The sequence below is a fragment of the bacterium genome (assembly GCA_016703265.1).
Lineage (GTDB): Bacteria > Krumholzibacteriota > Krumholzibacteriia > LZORAL124-64-63 > LZORAL124-64-63 > CAINDZ01.
On the sequence record JADJCK010000011.1, the window covers coordinates 137870 to 158463 of the forward strand.

At 68.2% G+C, this 20594-nt stretch carries 19 protein-coding genes; 11 read left to right on the forward strand and 8 right to left on the reverse strand.

The window, feature by feature from the left end:
- From IPG61_18085 to IPG61_18100, 4 genes are read left to right on the forward strand one after another with little or no spacing between them, the layout of a single operon-like run.
- Window positions 1-588, forward strand: a complete 588-nt coding sequence (locus IPG61_18085) for a hypothetical protein (protein MBK6735942.1) — start codon at window positions 1-3, stop codon at window positions 586-588.
- Window positions 534-926, forward strand: coding sequence for a hypothetical protein (locus IPG61_18090; GenBank protein MBK6735943.1), 393 nt, complete (start codon window positions 534-536; stop codon window positions 924-926). The genes IPG61_18085 and IPG61_18090 overlap by 55 nt, the downstream gene beginning before the upstream one ends.
- 18 nt (window positions 927-944) lie before the next feature.
- Window positions 945-1334, forward strand: a complete 390-nt coding sequence (gene crcB, locus IPG61_18095) for a fluoride efflux transporter CrcB (GenBank protein MBK6735944.1) — start codon at window positions 945-947, stop codon at window positions 1332-1334.
- A 4-nt stretch (window positions 1335-1338) separates the two neighbouring features.
- Window positions 1339-1707: a DUF190 domain-containing protein gene (locus tag IPG61_18100; protein ID MBK6735945.1), complete on the forward strand. Its 369-nt coding sequence runs from the start codon at window positions 1339-1341 to the stop codon at window positions 1705-1707.
- Between the two features lie 10 nt (window positions 1708-1717).
- On the opposite strand, the gene IPG61_18105 is transcribed toward IPG61_18100, so the two are convergent.
- The 5 genes from IPG61_18105 to IPG61_18125 all read right to left on the reverse strand — a co-directional run bounded on the left by IPG61_18105 (window position 1718) and on the right by IPG61_18125 (window position 7109).
- Window positions 1718-3091: an NAD(P)(+) transhydrogenase (Re/Si-specific) subunit beta gene (locus IPG61_18105; GenBank protein ID MBK6735946.1), complete on the reverse strand. Its 1374-nt coding sequence runs from the start codon at window positions 3089-3091 to the stop codon at window positions 1718-1720.
- A 19-nt stretch (window positions 3092-3110) separates the two neighbouring features.
- Window positions 3111-3395, reverse strand: a complete 285-nt coding sequence (locus IPG61_18110) for an NAD(P) transhydrogenase subunit alpha (GenBank protein ID MBK6735947.1) — start codon at window positions 3393-3395, stop codon at window positions 3111-3113.
- A 3-nt stretch (window positions 3396-3398) separates the two neighbouring features.
- A complete protein-coding gene (locus IPG61_18115) occupies window positions 3399-4571 on the reverse strand; it encodes a Re/Si-specific NAD(P)(+) transhydrogenase subunit alpha (GenBank protein ID MBK6735948.1) in 1173 nt (390 codons plus the stop codon).
- A gap of 98 nt (window positions 4572-4669) precedes the next feature.
- On the reverse strand, window positions 4670-6451 hold the full coding sequence (locus IPG61_18120) for an aminopeptidase P family protein (protein MBK6735949.1): 1782 nt from the start codon (window positions 6449-6451) through the stop codon (window positions 4670-4672).
- 127 nt (window positions 6452-6578) lie between these two features.
- Window positions 6579-7109 carry a GNAT family N-acetyltransferase gene (locus IPG61_18125; GenBank protein ID MBK6735950.1) on the reverse strand — a complete coding sequence of 177 codons (531 nt, stop codon included), beginning with the start codon at window positions 7107-7109 and terminating at the stop codon, window positions 6579-6581.
- Between the two features lie 179 nt (window positions 7110-7288).
- Between IPG61_18125 and IPG61_18130 the strand changes: the two genes are divergently transcribed.
- The 4 genes from IPG61_18130 (at window position 7289) to IPG61_18145 (ending at window position 13191) form a co-directional block, all read left to right on the forward strand.
- Window positions 7289-8404: a 4Fe-4S binding protein gene (locus IPG61_18130; GenBank protein MBK6735951.1), complete on the forward strand. Its 1116-nt coding sequence runs from the start codon at window positions 7289-7291 to the stop codon at window positions 8402-8404.
- 78 nt (window positions 8405-8482) lie between these two features.
- The gene (locus IPG61_18135) at window positions 8483-10324 is read left to right on the forward strand and encodes a response regulator (protein MBK6735952.1); all 1842 of its coding nucleotides are present in this window, start codon (window positions 8483-8485) and stop codon (window positions 10322-10324) included.
- A 102-nt stretch (window positions 10325-10426) separates the two neighbouring features.
- Window positions 10427-11452 carry an SGNH/GDSL hydrolase family protein gene (locus IPG61_18140; GenBank protein ID MBK6735953.1) on the forward strand — a complete coding sequence of 342 codons (1026 nt, stop codon included), beginning with the start codon at window positions 10427-10429 and terminating at the stop codon, window positions 11450-11452.
- Window positions 11449-13191: a hypothetical protein gene (locus IPG61_18145; GenBank protein ID MBK6735954.1), complete on the forward strand. Its 1743-nt coding sequence runs from the start codon at window positions 11449-11451 to the stop codon at window positions 13189-13191. Before IPG61_18140 ends, IPG61_18145 begins: the two co-directional genes overlap by 4 nt.
- 16 nt (window positions 13192-13207) lie before the next feature.
- On the opposite strand, the gene IPG61_18150 is transcribed toward IPG61_18145, so the two are convergent.
- From IPG61_18150 to IPG61_18160, 3 genes are read right to left on the reverse strand one after another with little or no spacing between them, the layout of a single operon-like run.
- Window positions 13208-13372, reverse strand: coding sequence for a hypothetical protein (locus tag IPG61_18150; GenBank protein ID MBK6735955.1), 165 nt, complete (start codon window positions 13370-13372; stop codon window positions 13208-13210).
- A gap of 11 nt (window positions 13373-13383) precedes the next feature.
- Window positions 13384-15228 (reverse strand): carbamoyltransferase, encoded by a 1845-nt coding sequence (locus IPG61_18155; GenBank protein MBK6735956.1) that lies wholly within the window; start codon window positions 15226-15228, stop codon window positions 13384-13386.
- Window positions 15225-15776 carry a hypothetical protein gene (locus tag IPG61_18160; GenBank protein ID MBK6735957.1) on the reverse strand — a complete coding sequence of 184 codons (552 nt, stop codon included), beginning with the start codon at window positions 15774-15776 and terminating at the stop codon, window positions 15225-15227. The genes IPG61_18155 and IPG61_18160 overlap by 4 nt, the downstream gene beginning before the upstream one ends.
- A 284-nt stretch (window positions 15777-16060) precedes the next feature.
- On the opposite strand from IPG61_18160, the gene IPG61_18165 reads away from it, so the two are divergent.
- The 3 genes from IPG61_18165 to IPG61_18175 form a co-directional block, all read left to right on the forward strand.
- Entirely contained in the window at window positions 16061-18121 is a 2061-nt protein-coding gene (locus IPG61_18165; GenBank protein MBK6735958.1) for a S9 family peptidase, read from the forward strand.
- 26 nt (window positions 18122-18147) lie between these two features.
- Window positions 18148-18927 carry an SDR family NAD(P)-dependent oxidoreductase gene (locus tag IPG61_18170; GenBank protein ID MBK6735959.1) on the forward strand — a complete coding sequence of 260 codons (780 nt, stop codon included), beginning with the start codon at window positions 18148-18150 and terminating at the stop codon, window positions 18925-18927.
- A 378-nt stretch (window positions 18928-19305) separates the two neighbouring features.
- On the forward strand, window positions 19306-20594 hold a 1289-nt coding region (locus IPG61_18175), incomplete at its 3' end, for a right-handed parallel beta-helix repeat-containing protein (protein MBK6735960.1).

The following is a 20594-nucleotide window of genomic DNA, read 5'->3' on the forward strand; positions in this document are numbered from 1 at the left end:
ATGGGCCGGACTGCAGCGGCATTCCCAGTCCTCGACGAAAGCACGCACACCATGGCCCGGACAGCCTGGCTCATCGACGGCATGGCCTATGTCTTCCGCAGCTTCTTCGGCATGCGCCCCATGGCCGCGCCCGACGGCACGCCCATCAACGCGGTGTTCGGGCTGGGCATGACGCTGCAGAAGTTCCTTGTGGAGCGGAAGCCCGAGCTGCTGGCCTGCTGCTTCGACGCCGGCGCCCAGACCTTCCGCAACGAGCTGTACCCGGCCTACAAGGCCAACCGCGGCGAGCCGCCGGCCGACCTGATCCCCCAGTTCGACATCTGCCGCGAGCTGGTGGCGCACATGGGCATCGCCACCGTGACGGTGCCGGGCTTCGAGGCGGACGACCTGATCGCGACCCCTGACGGCACAACTGCGCGCCGAGGGGCTTTGAGGTGGTCATCGTCTCGGGCGACAAGGACCTGGCGCAGCTCGTGCGGCCCGGCGTGCGCATCTACGACCTGGCGCGCGACCTGTGGTGGGACGCCGACAACGTGCCGGACCGCATGGGTGTGCGGGCGGAACAGGTCGTCGACCTGCTGGCGCTGACCGGCGATGCGGTGGACAATATCCCCGGCGTGCGCGGGGTGGGGCCCAAGGCGGCGACGGCGCTGCTGCAGCAGTACGCCGACCTGGCGGCCATCTACGCCGACCTGGACGGCGTGGAGACGCTGCCCATCCGCGGCGCCCGCGGCCTGCGCGAGAAGCTCGAGGCGGGCCGCGAGAACGCCTGGTTGAGCCATCGCCTGGCCTGCGTGCGCTGCGACGTGCCCTGCGCCCAGGAAACAGGGCGGCTGGAATACCATGGCGCCGAGGGCGCGGCACTGGACGCGTTTGCCGAGCGCTGGGGCCTGCGCGCGGTGGCCGGACGCACACCGCGTCGGTGAGCCCGGGAAAGGACGGGGATGAGGACCGAGTTGATCAACCTGGCCCTGGTCGGCGGCGGCGGCGCGCTGGGCGCGATGGCCCGCTACGGCCTGGGTGGGCTCGTGCACCGCAACGCCGCCCTGGCCGGTTTCCCGTTCGGCACGCTGGCGGTGAACCTGCTGGGCTGCCTGCTGATCGGCCTGGGCGCCGGGCTGGCCGACGCGCGGCAGGCCTTCACGCCCGAGGCCCGGCTGTTCGTCTTCGTGGGCCTGCTGGGCGGGTTCACCACGTTTTCGTCGTTCGGCTACGAGACGGTCGCGCTGCTGCGCGACCATGAGCTGCTGCGCGCGGGGCTCAACGTGGGCCTCAACGTGTTCGCCGGACTCACATTGGTCTGGCTGGGCTATGCACTCACTGCCGGGAGGTAGCGTCATGCATCTGCCGAGTGAAGGACGCCTGCTGCGCGTGTACGTGGGCGAGTCGGACAAGCACGACGGACGTGTCCTGTACCAGTGGCTGCTGGAGCAGGCCCGCGCGCACGGACTGGCCGGCGCCACCGCCCTGCGCGGGCTGGGCGGATTCGGGGCCCACGGGCGCCTGCACACGGCCAAGATCCTGAGAATGTCGTCGGACCTGCCGGTCGTGGTGGAAATCGTTGATACACCGGAACGCATCGAGGCGTTCCTGCCGGTGGTCGATGCCGCCGTCGGCGAAGGGCTGGCCACCGTCGAGCGGGTCGAGGTGCGCTTCTACAGGGCGGGCGCGACCGAGGGATCGCGCCCGCCTGAAGGTATGGAATAGTGCCTGCGGCCTAGGTGTCCTTGAGCGCGGTCACCAGCTCGACCAGGGCCTTCTTGCCGTCGCCGAACATCATCAGGCAGTTGTCCATGGCGAACAGCGGGTTCGGGATGCCCGCGAAGCCGGGGCTCAGCGAGCGCTTCACGACGATCACCGTGCGCGCCTTGTCGACGTCGATAATCGGCATGCCGGCAATCGGGCTGTTCGGGTCGGTGCGCGCGGCCGGGTTGACGGTGTCGTTGGCGCCCACCACGATGCAGACATCGACCTGCGAGATCTCGTTGTTGATGTCGTCCATCTCGCGCAGCTTGTCGTACGGCACGTCGGCCTCGGCGAGCAGCACGTTCATGTGGCCCGGCATGCGGCCGGCGACCGGATGGATGCCGTACTCCACCACAACGCCGCGCGACTCCAGCAGGTTGGCCATGTCGCGCACAATGTGCTGCGCCTGCGCCACCGCCATGCCGTAGCCGGGCACCACGAGCACGCGCTGCGCCGTGTCCAGCATCATCGCCACCTCGACCGGGCTGGTCGACTTGACCTTGCCGCCGTAGACGTCGTCGGCGCTGGGACCCGAGGCCGCCCCGCCGAACTCGGCGAACAGCACGTTGCCCAGCGAGCGGTTCATCGCCTTGCACATGATCTGCGTCAGGATGATGCCCGAGGCGCCGACCAGCGAACCGGAGATGATCAGCACGTTGTTCATCAGCACGAAGCCGGTCGCGGCCGCCGCCAGGCCCGAGTAGGAGTTGAGCAGCGAGATGACGACGGGCATGTCGGCCCCGCCGATGGGAATCGTCAGCGTCACGCCCAGCACGCTGGACAGGACGACCACGACCCAGAACGCGAGCTGCGACGAAGGATCGACCGCCAGCCAGCCGATGGCGCCGAGGGCCAGCAGGCCGAGGAAGCCGTTGAACACCTTCATGCCCGGGAAACCGAGGCTGCCGCTCGGGATTTTCTCGGCCAGCTTCAGGAAGGCGATGAGCGAGCCGGTGAAGGTGACGGCGCCGATCAGCCCCGAAACCCCGGTCGCGATGGTCATCTGCAGCCCCGGCGCCTGCGCGGTCATGAAGGCCGCCCCGGCCACGAGCACGGAAGCCGCGCCGCCGAAGCCGTTGAACAGCGCCACCATCTCCGGCATCTGCGTCATCTGCACGCGATAGGCGGCGATGGCGCCGACAGCCGTGCCGATCAGGGCGCCGACCAGGATCCACGTGTAGCTGAGGCCGTTGGCGAGCAGCGCCACGACCACCGCCAGGAGCATGCCCCAGGCGCTGATGATGTTGCCGCGCACGGCGGTGCGCGGATGCGTCATGCCTTTGATGCCGATGATGAACAGCACCGAGGCCACGAGGTAGGCCAGGTTGACCCAGCCGAGGTCGATCAGGTACGTGACCACGCGCTCACCCCTTCTTCTTCTTGAACATGGCGAGCATGCGGTGCGTGACAAGGTAGCCGCCCACGACGTTGATCATGGCGAAGGCCACGGCGGCCACCGCCAGCACGGTGGCCAGCTTGGGATTGTCGGCGCGGGTCGAGATGACGGCCCCGATCACCGTGATGCCGCTGATGGCATTGGAGCCCGACATGAGCGGCGTGTGCAGCGTGGGCGGCACCTTGGCAATGATCTCGAACCCGATGAAGACCGCCAGCACGAAGACGGTGACGGCCGCAACCAGCATTTCCATGGCTCAGGCTCCTTCGGGGGCGCCGGCAGCGGCCGGCAGGCCCAGCAGTTCCCGCACGCGCGGGTGCACGACTTCGCCGCCGTGGGTCAGCAGCGTGCCGGCCACGACTTCGTCGGCCCGGTCGATCTTGAGCTCGCCCTTGGGCGCCAGTGCCTTGAGGAACGTCTCGATGTTCCGCGAAAACATCTGGCTGGCGTGATACGGCTTGCGCGAGGGCAGGTCGGTGGGTCCCAGGATCGTGACGCCGTGCGCGACAACGACCTCGTCGGCCCGGGTCAACTCGCAGTTGCCGCCGCGCTCGGCGGCCAGGTCGATGATGACCGAGCCGGGCGCCATCGCCGCCACCATGGGCGCCGTCACCAGCACCGGCGACTTGCGGCCCGGGATGGCGGCCGTGGTGATGACCACGTCGTTGCGCGCCACCACGGCCTGCATCTGTTCCTGCTGGCGGCGGATGAACTCGGCGCTCTGTTCCTTAGCGTATCCACCCTTGTCCTCGGAACCGGCGGTCTCGAGGTCGAACTCGACGAACTTGGCGCCCACGCTCAGCACCTGGTCCTTCACGGCGGGCCGTACGTCGTAGGCCTCGACCACCGCCCCCAGGCGCTTGGCCGTGGCGATGGCCTGCAGCCCGGCCACGCCCACGCCCACGACGAAGACCTTCGCCGGGGCCAGGGTGCCGGCGGCCGTCATCAGCATCGGGAACAGGCGCGGCAGGTGCACACCGGCCTCGAGCACGGCCTGGTAGCCGGCCACCGTCGCCATCGACGACAGCACATCCATGCTCTGCGCGCGCGTGATGCGCGGCACCAGCTCGAGCGAGAAGGCCGTGATGCCACGCGCCGCCATGGCGGCCGTGGCGGCAGGGTTGCCCAGCGGGTCCTGCATGCCGATCACGAGCTGGCCCGCACGGCAGTCGGACAGCCCGGCCTCGTCGGCGCCCAGCCCCGGCCCGTTGACCTGCAGCACGACGTCGGCGGTGGCGAACACCTCGCCTCGCGAGACCAGGCGCGCGCCCTTCTCTGCGTACTCGGCGTCGGTGAAGCCTGCCGCCAGTCCGGCCCCGGCCTCGACGATGACCTCGAGACCCGCCTTCACCAGGGCCGCGCACGACGCCGGCACCAGCGCCACGCGCCGTTCGCCGGGACGTCGTTCAGCGGATACTCCTGCGATCATCGCGTTCCCCTTTGCGGAATTGATCCATCCGCGATTTCAAGTATTCCGGCCGGGAAACGGCGCGACCACCGGGCCGCGCCGTTTCCCCCATGCCCCGGCTAGAGCGGCCGCGTGGCCTTCCTCAGCCAGGCCTTCTCCTCGCGACCCAGCGACGGCGCCAGCTCGCGGTACACGCGCTTGTGGTAGGCGTCCAGCCAGGCCACGTGGTCGCGCGTCATCAGCGACTTGTCGATGAGCTTGCGGTCGATCGGGCACAGGGTGACCGGGTGGAACCGGTACCAGGTGCGCGCGGCGGTCGACAGCTTCTCGTCCTTCGTCACGAAGGCCAGGTTCTCGATGCGGATGCCGAAGCGCCCGTCCTCGTAGTAGCCCGGCTCGATCGACATCAGGTTGCCCTCGACGAACGGCGGCGTCGGGATGTTCTTGAGGCTGTGCGGCCCCTCGTGCACACCCAGGTACTGCCCCACGCCGTGGCCCGTGCCGTGGTTGTAGTCGCGTCCCGCCAGCCACAGGTGCCGGCGCGCGAACATCTCGTGGCGCTGGCCGGTGGTGCCGGCCGGGAAGGGCGTCACCGTGCAGTCGATGTTGCCCAGCAGCACGCGCGTGAACATCTCCTTCTGCTTCGGCGTCGGCTTGCCGAAGGCCACGGTGCGCGTGATGTCGGTGGTGCCTTCCAGGTACTGGCCGCCGCTGTCGATCAGGTAGATGCCCTTCCGCTTCAGCTTGCCGTTGCTCTTCGGCGTGGCGCTGTAGTGGATGATCGAGCCGTGCGGCCCGAAGCCGCTGATCGTCGAGAAGCTGTTGTCCTTGAAGTTGCGGCCCATCCGGCGGAACTCGAACAGCTGGTCGGAGGCCGAGATCTCGGTCTGGTCGTTGCCGCGCACCGCGCCCTCGAGCCAGTGCAGGAAGCGCACCATGGCCACGCCGTCGCGACGATGTGCCTCGGTGATGGCCTTGATCTGCGTCGGGTTCTTGACCGCGCGCATGGCCACGATCGGCGAGACGCCACAGAACAGCGGCGCCTTCTTCAGCGCGTCGACGACACGGCGGCTGGTGCCGGCCGGGTCGACCCACACGCTGACGCGCTGGCGGCCGAGGGCGCCCAGGTCGGCCCACACGCTGCGGTACGGGGCCACCTTGGTGAACGGGCGCAGTTCGCGGATCATCTCGCGGCTCAGCTTCTGCGGGTCGACGTACAGCGTGCAGGCGCGGTCGGTGACGATCGCGTACGCGGTCACCACCGGCGTGTAGGCGATGTCGTCGGCCCGGATGTTCAGCAGCCAGGCCACCTGGTCCAGCGCGCAGACCACATGGGCCTTGGTGCCCGCCAGCTTCATCGCCGCGCGCAGGCGCGCCAGCTTGGACTGCGGCGTCTCGCCGGCGAAGCGGCGCGGGTGCGACGTGACCGGCGCCAGGCTCTCGGCCGGGCGGTCTTCCCAGATGGCGTCGATGGGGTTGCCGCGCAGGAACTCCACCTTGATGCCATGCGGCGCCAGGGCGTTCTCGAAGTCGGCGGCCGCAGCCATCGACACGACGCTGGCGTCAACGCCCAGCACCTGCCCGGGGCGCAGCTGCTTGACGATCCAGGCCGTCATCGTCGGCGTGCCCGGCTCGCCCATGCGCATCAGCTCGATGTCCGAGCCCGCCAGTTCCTTGCTTGCCTGGAAGAAATAACGCCCGTCGGTCCACAGGGCGGCCTTGCGCGGGCCGACCAGCAGTTCGCCCATCGAGCCGGTGAACCCGCTCAGCCACGCCCGGTGCTTCCAGGCGTCGGGCAGGTACTCGCTCAGGTGGGGGTCGGCGCTGGGTACATAGAGGGCGTGGATGCCCAGTTTCTTCAGTTCGCGGCGCAGGGCCGCCGTCTTCTCGCGCGCGTTCATCGCGATCCTCCCGCGGTTTTTTGGTCAGGAAGGCCCATCATAAGGGCATGGGCCGGTATTGGCACAACTGAAAAACGCCGCCCCGGGGCCGGGACGGCGGCAACGGCGTGGTACCAGGGCACCCGGATCAGTCCTGCGGCATGGGCTGCAGGGGCGGCAGGCGCTTCTCGAACTCGATCTCGTCGCGCACCGGGATGCCGTAGTAGCCGACCTTGGGCACGTTCGGCTTGAGCAGGCGGATTTTGGTCATGCCGCCGAGCCGGACCTGCGAGATCATGAAGCCGCGCTTCTGGAAGAAGCGCTGGGCGTCGAGGTTGTCGTTCGTGGTGATGGTCCAGATGCTCTCGCAGCCCGCGGCGCGGGCCACTTCCTCCACCTTGTCCAGCAGCATCGTGCCCACGCCCATGTACTGGCAGAGGGCGTCGATGGTCACCAGTTCACAGGCGCCGCCCCAGATGCAGTACGTGGCCAGGCCGACGCGCTCACGGCCTTCGGTGGCGATGAAGCCCGGCAGCTTGTGCGGGTCGTGCACCTCGCTGCGCGAGACAACGAAGTCGCCGCCGAACAGGAGCTCGGTCCGCTCCTGCACCCAGAGGCGATCGTCGTCTGTCAACTCGGTCACGCGCATGGACACGTCCCACAGGAAACGCTCGAGCATTGGTCTACCCGAAGGGGTGCTGGTCTTGGCGCCTGGCATCATGCGATCCAAAATGGGCGGCGACCGGGGGCCGCGCAAGAAGTCCGGCATCATCGGACGAGATCGGTCTGGCTTGCGTGGGTCGGGTTCACCATATTTCGGCCGTCGGCAGCATCCTCGCCCAAACGGAGGCTCCCGCAATGTTCGGCCGCAATCGCCCGCACCTGGCCCCCGAAGAGCGCGCCCGTCGCGCCCGCCACGTTTTCCGAGCCCGCCCCCGGCGTCCGCTGCGCGTGCGCCAGGCGGTCCAGTTCGGCACCTTCGCCGTGATCCTCTACGTCGGCTGGCGGTTCGTGCAGTGGGTGCACGGACTCGAGGCGGGCGTGGTCGACGGCGCGCGGTCGCCGGGCGTCGAGGGCTTCCTGCCCATCGCCTCGCTCATCAGCCTGCGCCACTGGTTCGAGACCGGGGTCTTCCACATGGTCCACCCGGCGGGCCTGGTCATCCTCTGCCTGGTCCTGCTCACGGCGCTGCTGCTGAAGAAGGCGTTCTGCTCGTGGCTGTGCCCGGTGGGCACGGCGTCCGAGTATCTCGCACGCCTGTCGCACAAGGTGTTCCGACGGCGGGTGAAGCTGCCGAACTGGCTGGACTGGCCGCTGCAGTCGCTGAAATACCTGCTGCTGCTCTTCTTCGCCAACGCCATCTTCGTGCTGATGAGCCGCGAACAGGTCGCCCAGTTCCTGGACCTGCCGTACAACAAGGTCTCGGACATCAAGATGCTCTACTTCTTCACCGACCCCTCGCCCACCACGCTCTGGGTGCTGGGCAGCCTGGCCGCCCTGTCGTTCGTCGTGCCCTACTTCTGGTGCCGTTACCTGTGCCCGTACGGGGCGTTGCTCGGCCCACTGTCGTGGCTGTCGCCGCTGAAGATCGTAAGGTCGCCCTCGGCCTGCACGAACTGCCGGCAGTGCGCCTCGGTGTGCCCCTCGTTCCTGGCCGTGGACCTGACGAAGACGGTGACCTCGGTCGAGTGCACGGGATGCCTGGAGTGCGTGGCGGCCTGCCCCGAGAACGAGGCCCTGCAACTGGCACCCGTGACGCCGTGGGGCACGCGCCTGTCGCGGCGCGGCCTGCGCCCGGCAATTTTTGCCGTGCTGGTCGTGGTCCTCTTCTATGGCGGCATCCAGACGGCGCGGCTGTCCGGGCGCTGGCGCAGCGAGGTCGACCAGCGGGAACTGGTCGAACGGGTGCGGCGCGGGCTGGAAGGGCCCGAGTACGACCATGTCGGCCGGCCGGCGTCCCGACCGGCGCCCTGACGGGGCTCAATTCCTCCTGAATGCTGCCGATCACTCCGCGGTACCGGTCAGGTCCGATCGCGGAAGGAATCGCCGCCCATGCCTCTCGACTTCGCCCAGCCGCTTCGCGAACACAGCGCTTCTGCAAACGCCGAGAATACCCGGCGCCTGGCTGCGCTTGATCGCCAGGCGGACCGCGAACTGGCGTCGCGAACACGGCGCGTGACCTTTGTCTACGTGCCGGTGCTGGTGCTGCTGCTCGCCATCACCGACCTGCGCGAGGAAGCCCCGTGGCTCACGGCAGCCGTCATCCTGATGTACGGCGCCACCGGCTGGCTGCGCCTGCGCCTGTCGCTGGGCTTCGAACCCGCCTACGACGCGGACCCGGCGCGCTGGCGGTTGCGCTTCTCCGTGGCCACGCTGGTGCCGGCCGCCATCTGGGGGCTGCTGCTGCCCGTGATCGGGCTGGAAATGGGCTTCGGCTGGACCTACCTGGTCTGCATGCTGGCGACGGCCGGCATTGCCGCCGGCTCCATCAGCAGCCTGTCGCCGCGGCTGCGCATCCTGCGGGTCTTCGTCTCGCTGCTGATGCTGCCCTCGGCGGCCACGCTGGCTCTGGCGGGCAACGGCCGCGAGATAGGGTTGGCCGCACTCCTGTTCGTCTACTGGGCGCAGATGCTGATCCTGGCCCGCTATTTCCACGCCGAACTGTGGTCGGGGCTGCGCAAGGGCGCCGAGCTCGAGCAGCGCGCGGTGGAACTGGCGGCCGCCAACGCGCAGGCCCATGCCGCCAGCCAGGCCAAGAGCGAGTTCCTGGCCAACATGTCGCACGAGATCCGCACGCCCATGAACGGCATCCTCGGGCTGACGGGCGTTGTCCTGGAGACCGACCTGTCGGCTGACCAGCGGGAGCTGTTGACGGACGTGCGCACGAGCGGCGAGACGCTCCTGCGCATCGTCAACGAGATCCTCGATTTCTCGAAGATCGAGGCGGGGCGACTGGAGATCACGGCCGCGCCTTTTTCGGTTGTCGAGCTCGTCGACCGTGTGATCAAGCCGCAGCAGGTGGCCGCATCCCGCCGCGGCAACGTGATCACGGCGTCGATCGGGGCCGATGTGCCCGGCTGGCTCACCGGGGACGAGCACCGCCTGTGGCAGGTCCTGACCAACCTGGTCGGCAATGCCGTGAAGTTCACCGAGAACGGGAAGATCGGCGTCGGCGTGGCGCTCGAAGGCCGGGTTGCCGGCGTGCCGATGGTGTCGCTGACGGTCTCGGACACGGGAATCGGCATCGAGCCCGCGGCGCAGCCGACCATCTTCGACGCCTTCCAGCAGGCCGACGGCTCCACGACGCGCAAGTACGGCGGCACGGGCCTCGGCCTGGCGATCAGTGCCCGCCTGACGTCGCTGATGGGAGGGCGATTGACGCTTTGCAGCACGCCGGGTGCCGGCAGCTCGTTCTGTGTCGTGGTTCCGCTGGCGGAGGCCGCGGCGCCGGCCATGGCGACAGTGATCGTGAACGATGGCCTGCAAACGGCGCCGGAACCGAACGCCGTCGTCCGGGTGCTCCTGGCCGAGGACAACGTGGTCAACGCAAAGCTGGCCCGGCGGCTGCTGGAGAAACTGGGCGCGGAGGTCACGTGGGTCGAGGATGGGCGCCTTGCCGTCGAAGCCTGCCGGAGCGGGACCTTCGACCTGGTGCTGATGGATGTGCAGATGCCGACCATGGACGGCTTCCAGGCCACGGCTGCCATCCGCGCCATGGAAGAGCGCGAAGGGCGGCCGCGCGCGCCCATCATCGCCCTGACCGCCCACGCCATGGACGGCTATCGGGACCGCTGCCTGCAGGGCGGCATGGACGACTACCTGACGAAGCCGCTGATCGCGGGCGAACTCGCCCGCACCCTCGAGGCCTGGCGACCCGCTGCCGGCGTCCACTAGGCCCGCCACGGTACGATTGCCCCGACGTCGCCATTCAGGTATAGTCGCCACCGTCCCGCCGGTGCCCCGGCCTGCTGCACCCGAATTCCGGACGTCCAGGGAATGATGCTGAAGAAGACCGTTCTGGCATGCGTCAGCATCGTGGTCTGCCTGCTGCTCGGGGAACTGGCCGTGCGGCTGCTTCACCTGGCGCCGGGCATCAACCGCATCCGTGTCGACATGGCCCATGGGAGCTTCGAGTCGAGCACGAACAGCGTCCTGCGCTATGTCCCCTCACCTGGCTCGAGCGGCATCAGCTCCTACGGCATCCGCGATCGAGAGTATCCCCGCGCGAAGGGCGCGAAGACGCGACGGATCCTGGTGATCGGCGATTCGGTGGGCTACGGCTTCTGCAACGACCGCGAGGTGCTGGCGGTCGATGATGTCTTCGCCAAGCAGCTCGAACGCGCCTGCGCGGGATCCGGGTCGCCGCTCGAGGTGATCAACCTCTGCGTCTCCGGCTACGATACCGTCCAGGAGGTGGAGTTCCTGGTTCGCAAGGGCCTGGCGCTGGATCCGGATGTGGTGCTGGTTGCGTACTGCCTCAACGATGATTTCGAGGCGTCGGCAGAGCTCAACAGTTTCCAGCGCAATCCGCAGTTCGCCCTCGAGAGCAGGATCGGGCGGCACCTTGTGCTGCGCAGCCACCTTGCCCGTGTGATCTGGCTCCGGCACGCCAAGCCGGAGGCGGCGCGCGCGGCCGCCGCAGCCACCACGACCGGATCGCGAACCGAGCGCGGGTTCGAGCGCCTGGCATCGCTGGCTCGCACGAACGGCTTCCAGCCGGTCGTCGTGGTGTTCCCGCTGTTCGAACCGGCCGCCTCGTACCGCTGGCATCCGCAGCATCGACGCGTCACCGAACTGGCCACGCGTTTCGGGTTCCCGGTCCTGGACCTTTTCGAGTCGTTTGCCCTCGCCAGTGAGGGCGACCTGCGTCGCCTGCAGGGCCGCTGCAGCCGCGAACATCCTGACGAGCGCGGACACCGCGTGGCCGCCACCGAGATCCGGACGTTCCTGGCCGCACGCGGCCTGATCGACGCCGGCCCGGGCGGCAGCGGCGGCGGCTCGCCGCGCGTGGAGACCCGATGACCAGACTGGAATCGCACCCTGCACGCCTGTTGCGCGAGTTCTGGTCGCTGGCCCTGGTGCTGGCCGTGTACCTGGCGACCCTCGCCATCATGCCGGCGCGCGGCCTCTGGATGGTCGACAACGAGAACCGGTTCATCCAGATCAGGGCCCTGGCCGACGCCGACCTGCAGGAGTACGCCATCCCCTGGGGCGGCCGCGAGCTGGACCCGGGGTTCGAGATGAACCCGCTTCGCTTCAATCCCGAAGGCACCTTCGAGGAGTTCAAGGACGGGCAGCTCATTTCGGTCTTCCAGCCTGCGTTCCTCGTCCTGGGCGCCGTCTTCCTGAAACTGTTCGGTACCACGGGACTCAACCTGCTGCCGATCGCGGGCGCCGTGCTGATGCTCACGGCTGTCAGTGTCCTGGCGGGGCGCCTCGCCCTGGCGGAACGCGATCGTCACCTGGCGGTCGTCCTGGCCGGCCTGGCGACACCGGCCTGGTTCTACAGCCAGAACCTGTGGGAGCACACACTGGCGGCCGGGCTCTGCCTGTGGGGAGTCGTGGGCCTCGTCGACTTCCTGCACGAGCGGCGCACGCGCCCGCTGGTGCTCGCCTGCGTGAGCCTGGTGGCGGCCGTTGTCGTCCGCGATGTGCTGGGCATCCTGGTCCTGGTCCTGATGGGGTTGCTGTTCGTGCGGATGCCCGGCGAGCGACGGCGCCTTGTGCTTGTCGGCGGCGGCGTGCTCGGTGGCGGGGCACTGCTGCTGGCGGCCTTCCAATGGGCGGTGGTGGGCCAGCCCCTCGGCTTCCATGCCGGGACCCTGGCCGGCGGCGGCAGCCTGGTCGAGCACCTGGCCCGGCGGCCCCGCATCCTCTACCTGTACCTGGTGGCGGCCCACCCGCAGCAGGTCCTGTCTTTCGTCCTGGCGGCTCCGTTCCTGGCGGCGTTCGTGTTCAGGCCGCGCCTGGGCCCGGCACGCACGACCTTCGTTGTCCCGCTCGCGGCGCTGGCCGCCGCCGCCGCCGGCGCCGTCTTCCTGGCCGGCTTCCTGAATGCGCAGAACACGCCGCGCCACCTGCTGGCGGCCAACAGCTTCTTCGTGGCGGCGCCCATCGTCATCCTCGGGCTGCTGCGGCCCACGCCTGAGCGGCGGCGCGATGCCGTCTCCGGCGCGCGCGACTACCTGGTCACGGCGGTGTGCCTGTACCTGGTGTGCTATTGCCTCGTGGCGCCGTGGGCCGGGGCCGTCAGCCTTCACTGGGGCGGCCGCCTGCAGTTCTGTCTCTATCCCCTGTTGACGGTCCTGGCCGTGCGCACATTCGCCGACTGGCGCGAGAGCAGTGCGCCGCGCCGCGGCTGGGCCTGGGCCGCCGTCTCGGGACTGGTTGTCGTCAGTGTTGCCGCGCAGGCCTACTCGGTGACGATCGTGCGGGAGAAGAAGCTGTACTCCGAGCGCCTGGCCGTCGCGATGGAGCGCCTGGAGCCCGAAGTCGTGATTACCGACGTCTGGTGGGCGGGGCACGAACTCTATGAAGCGTTCCGCGAGCGCACCATCTATTTCGTCCGGAGCCAGGCCCAGCTCGAGTCGCTGGCGGGCCGGCTGAGTGCGCGCGGCGTCACGAGCTTCGTCTTCGCCACGCGCCCGCGCCCGGGGCCGGCGCCCGCCGGGACTGTGCGCGTCCTCGACGGCGGCTGGGACTTCTATTCGCTCGACCTGCTCGTGTCGCCGATCCGTTCCGGCAACGCGCAACAGCGCTAGCCCGGCGCGGCCCGGGCTAGAAGAGCGTGTAGATGAACGGCGCGGTGGCCTGACCCGTGAAGATCAGCAAAGCCAGGACCAGCAGCACCACCACCATCGGCACCAGCCACCAGGCCTTGTGGCGCGCGGCGTAGCGTCCGATCTCGGCCAGCAGCCTCGCCAGGTGCGTCAGACGATGCACGGGAACTCCAGTCAGTCCAGTTGGAACTCGCGGCGCCAATCGGCGTTTTCCGCGGATTGCGCCTGTTCGGACTTCACCAGCACGTGATTGCCCATGACGAGCGTGTCCATCTCGGTCCGCATGAAGCAGCGATAGGCGTCCTCGGGCGTGCAGACGATCGGTTCGCCGCGGACATTGAAGCTCGTGTTGATGATCGTCGGACAGCCGGTGAGGTTCGCGAATTCGGTGATGATGCGGTGGTAGCGTGGGTTCGTCTCTTCATGAACGGTCTGGATGCGCGCCGAATGATCGACGTGGGTCACGGCCGGGATGTCGGATCGCACCTGGTTGACGCGGGCCACGACGTCGGTTGGCCGGTTCGCAGGCCGAGCGTCCGCTGCCTCCGGAGCCAGCCATCTCTCCCGCGCCACCGGGGCGACGAGCAACATGTAGGGCGAGCCGGTCCCGAGTTCGAAGCACTCCCTGACCCGCTCCGCCAGCACCGACGGCGCGAACGGCCGGAACGACTCGCGGTACTTTATCTTCAGGTTCAACTGCGACTGCATGCCGGGCGACCGGGCGTCGCCGACGATGGAGCGGTTGCCCAGCGCGCGCGGGCCGAATTCCATGCGCCCCTGGTGCAGGCCGACGACCTCGCCCCGGGCGATGCGCCGGGCAACTTCGCGCTCGAGGTCGCCGTCGGCCAGTGTCCGGTAGGCGTGCCCCTCGTGCTCGAGCCAGTCCGCGATCTCCTGGTCGGTGTAGGCGGGCCCGAGGAACGCACCGGCCATGCGGTCCCGCCCGTCGAGAATCCGCGCGCCGTCCGCGTACATGTGCCAGGCGTACAGGGCGGCGCCGACGGCGCCGCCAGCATCGCCGCTTGCCGGCTGGATCCACAGGTCGGCAAACGGCCCTTCGCGCAGCACCCTGCCGTTCGCCACGCAATTGAGGGCCACACCCCCAGCCAGGCACAGGTGGCGCTCGCCGGTCACCCGGTGCGCGTGGCGAGCCATGCGCAGAACGACCTCTTCGGTGACTTCCTGGATCGAGCGCGCAAGGTCCATTTCCCTTTGCGTGATCTCCGCCTCACCCGAGCGCGGCGGCCCGTCGAACAGTCGGGCAAAACGGTCGTTGGTCATGACCAGGCCGTCGATGTAGCCGAAGTAGTCCAGGTTCAGGCGGAAGCTGCCGTCCGAGCGGAGATCGAGGAGATGGTCGTAGATCCGCTGGACGTACCGCGGTTCGCCGTACGGCGCCAGCCCCATGAGCTTGTACTCGCCGCTGTTGACCTTGAAGCCCGTGAAGTACGTGAACGCGGAATACAGCAGCCCGAGCGAATGGGGGTAGTGGATTTCCTCGAGGATGCGAAGGCGGTTGCCGCGTCCCTGGCCCAGGCTCGACGTCGCCCACTCGCCCACGCCGTCGAGCGTGAGGATGGCCGCGGACTCGAACGGCGAGGCGAAGAACGCGCTGGCGGCATGGGATTCGTGGTGCTCCGTGAACATCAGCCGACCCGGGCGGCCGGCGCCGGCCAGTCGCAGTTCACGCTCGATCTCCGCCGGGATCCACAGCTTGTCCCGCAGCCAGACCGGCATCGCCTGCAGGAACGGGCGCAGTCCACGCGGCGACACGGCGAACGCGCTCTCGAGGATCCGCACGAATTTGGTGAGCGGCTTGTCATAGAAGACGACGGCGTCGAGCTGGCCGGGGCCGACGTTGCCTTCACCGAGGCAATAGCGCATGGCCTGCCGCGGAAAGCCGGCGTCATGCTTGCGGCGCGTGAACCGCTCCTCCTGCGCAGCCGCCACCACGCGACCGTCCTGGACAAGGCACGCGGCGCTGTCGTGGTAGAAGGCGCTCAGGCCGAGGATGTTCACGACGCATCCTCTGCGGCCGTCGACGCCGGGCCGGGCCAGGCGCGATCCGAGGGACTGCCCTCCGGCCGTCGCACCAGGCGGGCCGCGCGGTCCTCGACCATGAACTGGCGCATGAGCGACTCCGTCGCGACATCCTGGCGCCGCGGAATCCAGCCGGTCTTCCCGGCCTCCAGCGCGCCCCGCGACAACGGATCGCGCCCGCGCAGGCGCAGGAGAATGCCGCCCGGCACGATGAAGACGAGGAAGAACGGCACCAGCAGGAGCCAGGTCAGGGCGACACCCACGGCCCGGCCCAGGGCCGCGCCGCCGCGCCGCAACGGTACGAGCAGGTGCGGGCGAAAGAGCGCCGCCAGCAACATCAGGACACCGGCCACGAACGCGATGTCCGCAAGCGTGCCCCGCCGAAGCCCGAATCTCAGGACAACGGCGACGGCAACCACGAACAGGCCCTGGAGCAGGCCGTGGAGGCGCGCGCGTCGGTCGGCGCGCGCGAGCTCTGCACTCCGTCCGCGCCAGTTCCAGGTGTCGTTGCCGGGGGATGCGGCCACGAAAACGCCTCCATCGCGGGATCCGATCGATGCCGCCAGCGCCTGTTCAAGGGGAGAAATCGGTCTCGGTTCAGTATCCTGAAATCGCCGGATCGGGGCAAGCGGAACCTGCCCGGGCGCCGTCGACCCGGCGGGGCCGCGCCAGGGACGACTCGAGGTGGCGTCACGCCACCGCAGCAGGCTATAATACCCGCCAACCGCCGATTCCGCGTCGTCGATCACCCCCACGTTCCCCCGGAGGTCCAGACTTGATGCTTCGGTCAGCACTCTACTTCGGCCTCGGCCTGCTCCTGTCGGTCATGGCGGCGGGCAGCCCCGTGTCGGCCGAAACGCATCCGTTCTCGATCCACGACATGCTGGCGATGGACCGCCTCAGCGACGCCCAGGTCTCGCCCGACGGCACGCAGGTCGCCTTCACGGTGCGCGTGACCGACGTGGCCGCGAACAAGGGCCGCACCGACGTGTGGGTGGCTGCGGCCGACGGCTCGCGCGTCCGGCGCCTGACCACCCACGACGCCAACGACTGGAACGCCCGCTGGGGCGCCAACGGCGTGATCTATTTCCTGTCGACGCGCAGCGGCTCGCCGCAGATCTGGCGGCTGGACACCAGCGGCGGCGAAGCGGCTCCGGTCACGACCCTGCCGTTGCCGGTCAATGCGTTCGAATGGGTGCCGCAGACGCGCTCGTTCCTGTTGGCAATGGATGTCTTCCCCAAGCTGGGTATTGCCGGCACCGTCGAGCGCGACGCCGCCGACGCGAAGAAGCTCACCACCGGCAGGGCCTACGACGAGCTGATGTTCCGCCACTGGGACACGTGGGAAGACGGCAAGCGCAGCCACCTGTTCCTGCTGGCCGATGCGCCCGGAGCCGAGCCGATCGACCTGATGCCCGAACTCGATGCCGACGTGCCGACCAAGCCCTTCGGCGGGCTCGAGGAAACCGCCGTCTCGCCCGACGGCGGCACGGTCATCTTCACCGCGAAGATCCTGCCGGGCAGCGAAGCGGCCTGGAGCACCGACGCCGACCTCTACGCCGTGCCCGCCGATGGCTCCGGCAACCTGCGTTGCCTGACCGAGGCCAACCAGGCCGTCGATACCGAGCCCGTGTTCACGCCCGACGGCCGCTCGCTGTGGTACCTGGCCATGGAGCGCCCGGGCTACGAGGCCGACCGCTACCACTTCGAGATCATGGACTGGGCGACCGGCAGCACGACGCGCCTGGACATCTCCTATCCGACCACCGAACTGGACCGCCCGCTCGACCTGAGCCCGCACGGCCTCAAGTTCAGCGCCGACGGCAAGAGCGCCTACTTCACGGCCGGCTGCCTGGGCCAGTCGCCGGTCTTCAAGCTGGACCTGAAGTCCCGCAAGGTGACGCGCCTGCTGGCCAAGGGCAACGTGACCGACGTGGGCCTGCTGAAGAAGGGCCTGCTCATCGGGATGCAGAGCCTGAAGTCGCCCACCGAGTTCTACACGATGTCGGTGGAGGGCAAGGACCTGAAGCCCATCACCGGCTTCAACGGTGCCAAGCTGGCGCAGGCAAAGATGGGTGAACCCGAGCAGTTCACGTTCAAGGGCTGGAACGACGAGACGGTATTCGCCTACGTGGTGAAGCCGTTCGACTGGACGCCGGAAGCCGCCGCCTCGGGCCGCAAGTGGCCGGTGGCCTTCCTCGTGCACGGCGGCCCGCAGGGCAGCTTCGGCAACGACTTCCACTACCGCTGGAATCCGCAGGCCTACGTGGGCGCCGGCTTCACGACGGTGGCCGTCGACTTCCACGGCTCGACCGGCTACGGCCAGGCCTTCACCGACGCCATCAACGGCCACTGGGGCGACCGCCCGCTCGAGGATCTCGAGAAGGGCCTGGCCGCGGCCCTGGCGCAGTATCCCTGGATGGACGGCGGGCGCGTGGTCGCTGCGGGCGCCAGCTACGGCGGCTACATGATCAACTGGATGGCGGGCCAGCCGTTCGCCGACAAGTTCAAGGCCTTCGTGTGCCACGACGGCAACCTGGACGAGCGCATGGCCTACTTCGACACCGAAGAGCTGTGGTTCCCCGAATGGGAGCACGGCGGCACGCCCTGGGCCCAGGGCGGCGACTACGGCAAGCACAACCCGGTCGACTTCGTGAAGAACTGGAAGGTGCCCACGCTGGTGGTGCACGGCGGCCTGGACTACCGCGTGGTCGACACGCAGGGCCTGAGCACGTTCACGGCGCTGCGCCGCATGGGCGTTCCCGCCCGGCTGCTGTACTTCCCGGACGAGAACCACTGGGTGCTGAAGCCGCAGAACTCGATCCAGTGGCATGAGGAAGTCATGGGCTGGTTCAAGCGCTGGACGAAATAGCTTCACCGAAGGGACGGGAGCGCGCGATGACATTGAAGGACCGGTTGGTGATGATCACCGGCGCCAGCGCCGGCATCGGCGAGGCGTGTGCCGAGGCGTTTGCCGGCGAAGGCTGCCGCCTGGTGCTGGCGGCCCGGCGCAGGGATCGCTTGCAAGGCCTGGCGGCGAAGCTGGCGGCGGCACACGGCACGAAGGCGCACCTGCTGGAACTGGACGTGCGCGACCGCCTGGCCGTGAATGCCGCCGTGGAAGGGCTGCCCCCCGCCTGGCGCGACATCGACATCCTGGTCAACAACGCCGGCCTGAGCCGCGGCCTGGACCGCCTGCAGGACGGCGACCATGCGGACTGGGACGAGATGATCGACACCAACGTGAAGGGGCTGCTCTGGGTCAGCCGGGCCGTGCTGCCCGGCATGGTGGCGCGCGACCGCGGCCATGTCATCAACGTGGGCAGCATCGCCGGTCACCAGGTCTACCAGGGCGGCAATGTGTACTGCGCCACGAAGTTCGCGGTGCAGGCCCTGACCCGGGGGCTGCGGCTGGACCTGCTCGGGACCATGGTGCGCTGCACGACCGTGGACCCGGGCATGGTGCAGACCGAGTTCAGCGAGGTGCGCTTCCACGGCGACCGTGAGCGCGCCGACAAGGTGTATCGCAATTTCCCGCCCCTGCAGCCGGCCGACGTGGCCGACGCCATCGTGTTCTGCGCCACGCGGCCCCCGCACGTGGCGGTGCAGGAACTGGTGCTGATGCCGCAGGACCAGGGCGCCGTCTACGCTTCGCACCCGCGGGGCGTGGCGGACTAGCCGCCAATCGACAAGATGCCGGGACCAGCCCGGCCGTGCCCTGGATCCGGGGTGCGGCCGGGCTTCGTTTCGCCCTCTGGACGGGTCTGATTGCCTCGCCATTCACGGTATCGCACCGTTGTGCCTCTCAGGCCAAAAGACGCCGTGACATAGCTTCCGGGGCATGCGGCGAGGGCTCTTGGTAGAGCAAGCCAGCTGGGCCTTCTTCCTGGAGGCCAAAGCGTTGCAACTTGTCGATCGCATCGATGCTCGAGACGGTGGCATGGGCGCTCGTCTCGACCCCTTGCCGATCTCAACTACCGCATTTATGTCTAATACCTAGATGTACGGCCTCAACTGCTTTCTTGGCACAGCGCCACGCAGGAGGGAATAGAAATAATGCAAAGCCTCGCCAAGGTTCCGTACCGAACAATCAAGATGATGCTGTGCTGCGCCGTGACGACGGCTTCCCTGGCCGAAGCCGCCCTGGCTGCGACGCGGTCCGTGCCCGCCCAGTACGGGACGATCACAGCCGCACTTGCTGCAGCAAGCAGCGGCGACACGATCCTTGTCGGCGCGGGGACATATGCACCCTCCACCAATGGCGAAGTATATCCATTGACGGTCGACCTTGATGACTTGGTAATCCTCGGCGAGGGCTCTGAGCAGACGGTTCTCGATGCAGAGGAAAGCGGCAGCGTCATCTTCTGGCAGGATTCCGTGGGTGGCCGTCTGAGCGGATTCCGGATAACGGGCGGCCAAGCAGACAACGGCGGCGGCATCGACATGCGCGGAGGGAATCCGGAGATCGATCACAACTTAATTATCCACAATACGGCTACATTACGTGGCGCCGCTGTCTATGTCATTTTCGATGCATCGCCCTGGTTCCACCACAACGTTGTCTGGGAGAACTTTGATTTAGTTCCAGAAGACGAGGCAGATCCCCATGGGATAATCCTGTCGGGAACAACCACGGCGCTCGTCGAACACAATCTTATCGGCCGCGCCGACGGCAACGGCCTGCTAATCAGCAATCAGGGCGATCCCATAATCCGGTACAATATCTTCTACGAGAACGGCCGCACAGAGCCGACGCGGAGGGGACGTGGAATCTGCGATTTCAGCGCGGTGCCTGTCCCGAAACTGCAACACAACCTGTTCTGGGGAAACGAGATTGCGGCCCTATTGTATCCAGTGGGAGGCGGCAACATCGCCTCCGAGACCGCCAATGAACTGGCTACGGATGACACGATTTTCGGAAACATCGATGCTGACCCGTTGCTAACTGCTCCCGATATGCTCAACTTCGCGCTCCAATCGGGTAGCCCGGCGATCGATGCCGGATCGCCTAGCGTGTTCTCCGACCCGGACGGCACGATCGCAGACCTCGGACCATTCTACTACGACCAGAGCCTCTTTACGGTCGCGGACGTCGCACGATCACTGGTCATCGCGTTCCGAAACGTACCGAATCCGTTCAATCCCAGCACCCGAATCCACTTCGATTTGAGACGCGAATCCTTCGTGACACTGCGTGTCTATTCACCCCGCGGGGGACTAGTGCGCGAACTGTGTTCCGGACACTTCCCGGCCGGCGCGCATGCCGTCTCGTGGGACGGTCGCGACGCGCGAGGGGCGAATGTCGCCTCAGGAGTATATCCATACAGGATCGTCACGGACCAGGG

Coding starts and splice junctions, on each gene's coding strand:
- crcB (MBK6735944.1), top strand. CDS start 945: ATGAGGACCGAGTTGATCAACCTGGCCCTGGTCGGCGGCGGCGGCGCG.
- IPG61_18145 (MBK6735954.1), top strand. CDS start 11,449: ATGACCAGACTGGAATCGCACCCTGCACGCCTGTTGCGCGAGTTCTGG.
- IPG61_18100 (MBK6735945.1), top strand. CDS start 1,339: ATGCATCTGCCGAGTGAAGGACGCCTGCTGCGCGTGTACGTGGGCGAG.
- IPG61_18170 (MBK6735959.1), top strand. CDS start 18,148: ATGACATTGAAGGACCGGTTGGTGATGATCACCGGCGCCAGCGCCGGC.
- IPG61_18120 (MBK6735949.1), bottom strand. CDS start 6,451: ATGAACGCGCGCGAGAAGACGGCGGCCCTGCGCCGCGAACTGAAGAAA.
- IPG61_18115 (MBK6735948.1), bottom strand. CDS start 4,571: ATGATCGCAGGAGTATCCGCTGAACGACGTCCCGGCGAACGGCGCGTG.
- IPG61_18140 (MBK6735953.1), top strand. CDS start 10,427: ATGATGCTGAAGAAGACCGTTCTGGCATGCGTCAGCATCGTGGTCTGC.
- IPG61_18125 (MBK6735950.1), bottom strand. CDS start 7,109: ATGCTCGAGCGTTTCCTGTGGGACGTGTCCATGCGCGTGACCGAGTTG.
- IPG61_18085 (MBK6735942.1), top strand. CDS start 1: ATGGGCCGGACTGCAGCGGCATTCCCAGTCCTCGACGAAAGCACGCAC.
- IPG61_18135 (MBK6735952.1), top strand. CDS start 8,483: ATGCCTCTCGACTTCGCCCAGCCGCTTCGCGAACACAGCGCTTCTGCA.
- IPG61_18110 (MBK6735947.1), bottom strand. CDS start 3,395: ATGGAAATGCTGGTTGCGGCCGTCACCGTCTTCGTGCTGGCGGTCTTC.
- IPG61_18130 (MBK6735951.1), top strand. CDS start 7,289: ATGTTCGGCCGCAATCGCCCGCACCTGGCCCCCGAAGAGCGCGCCCGT.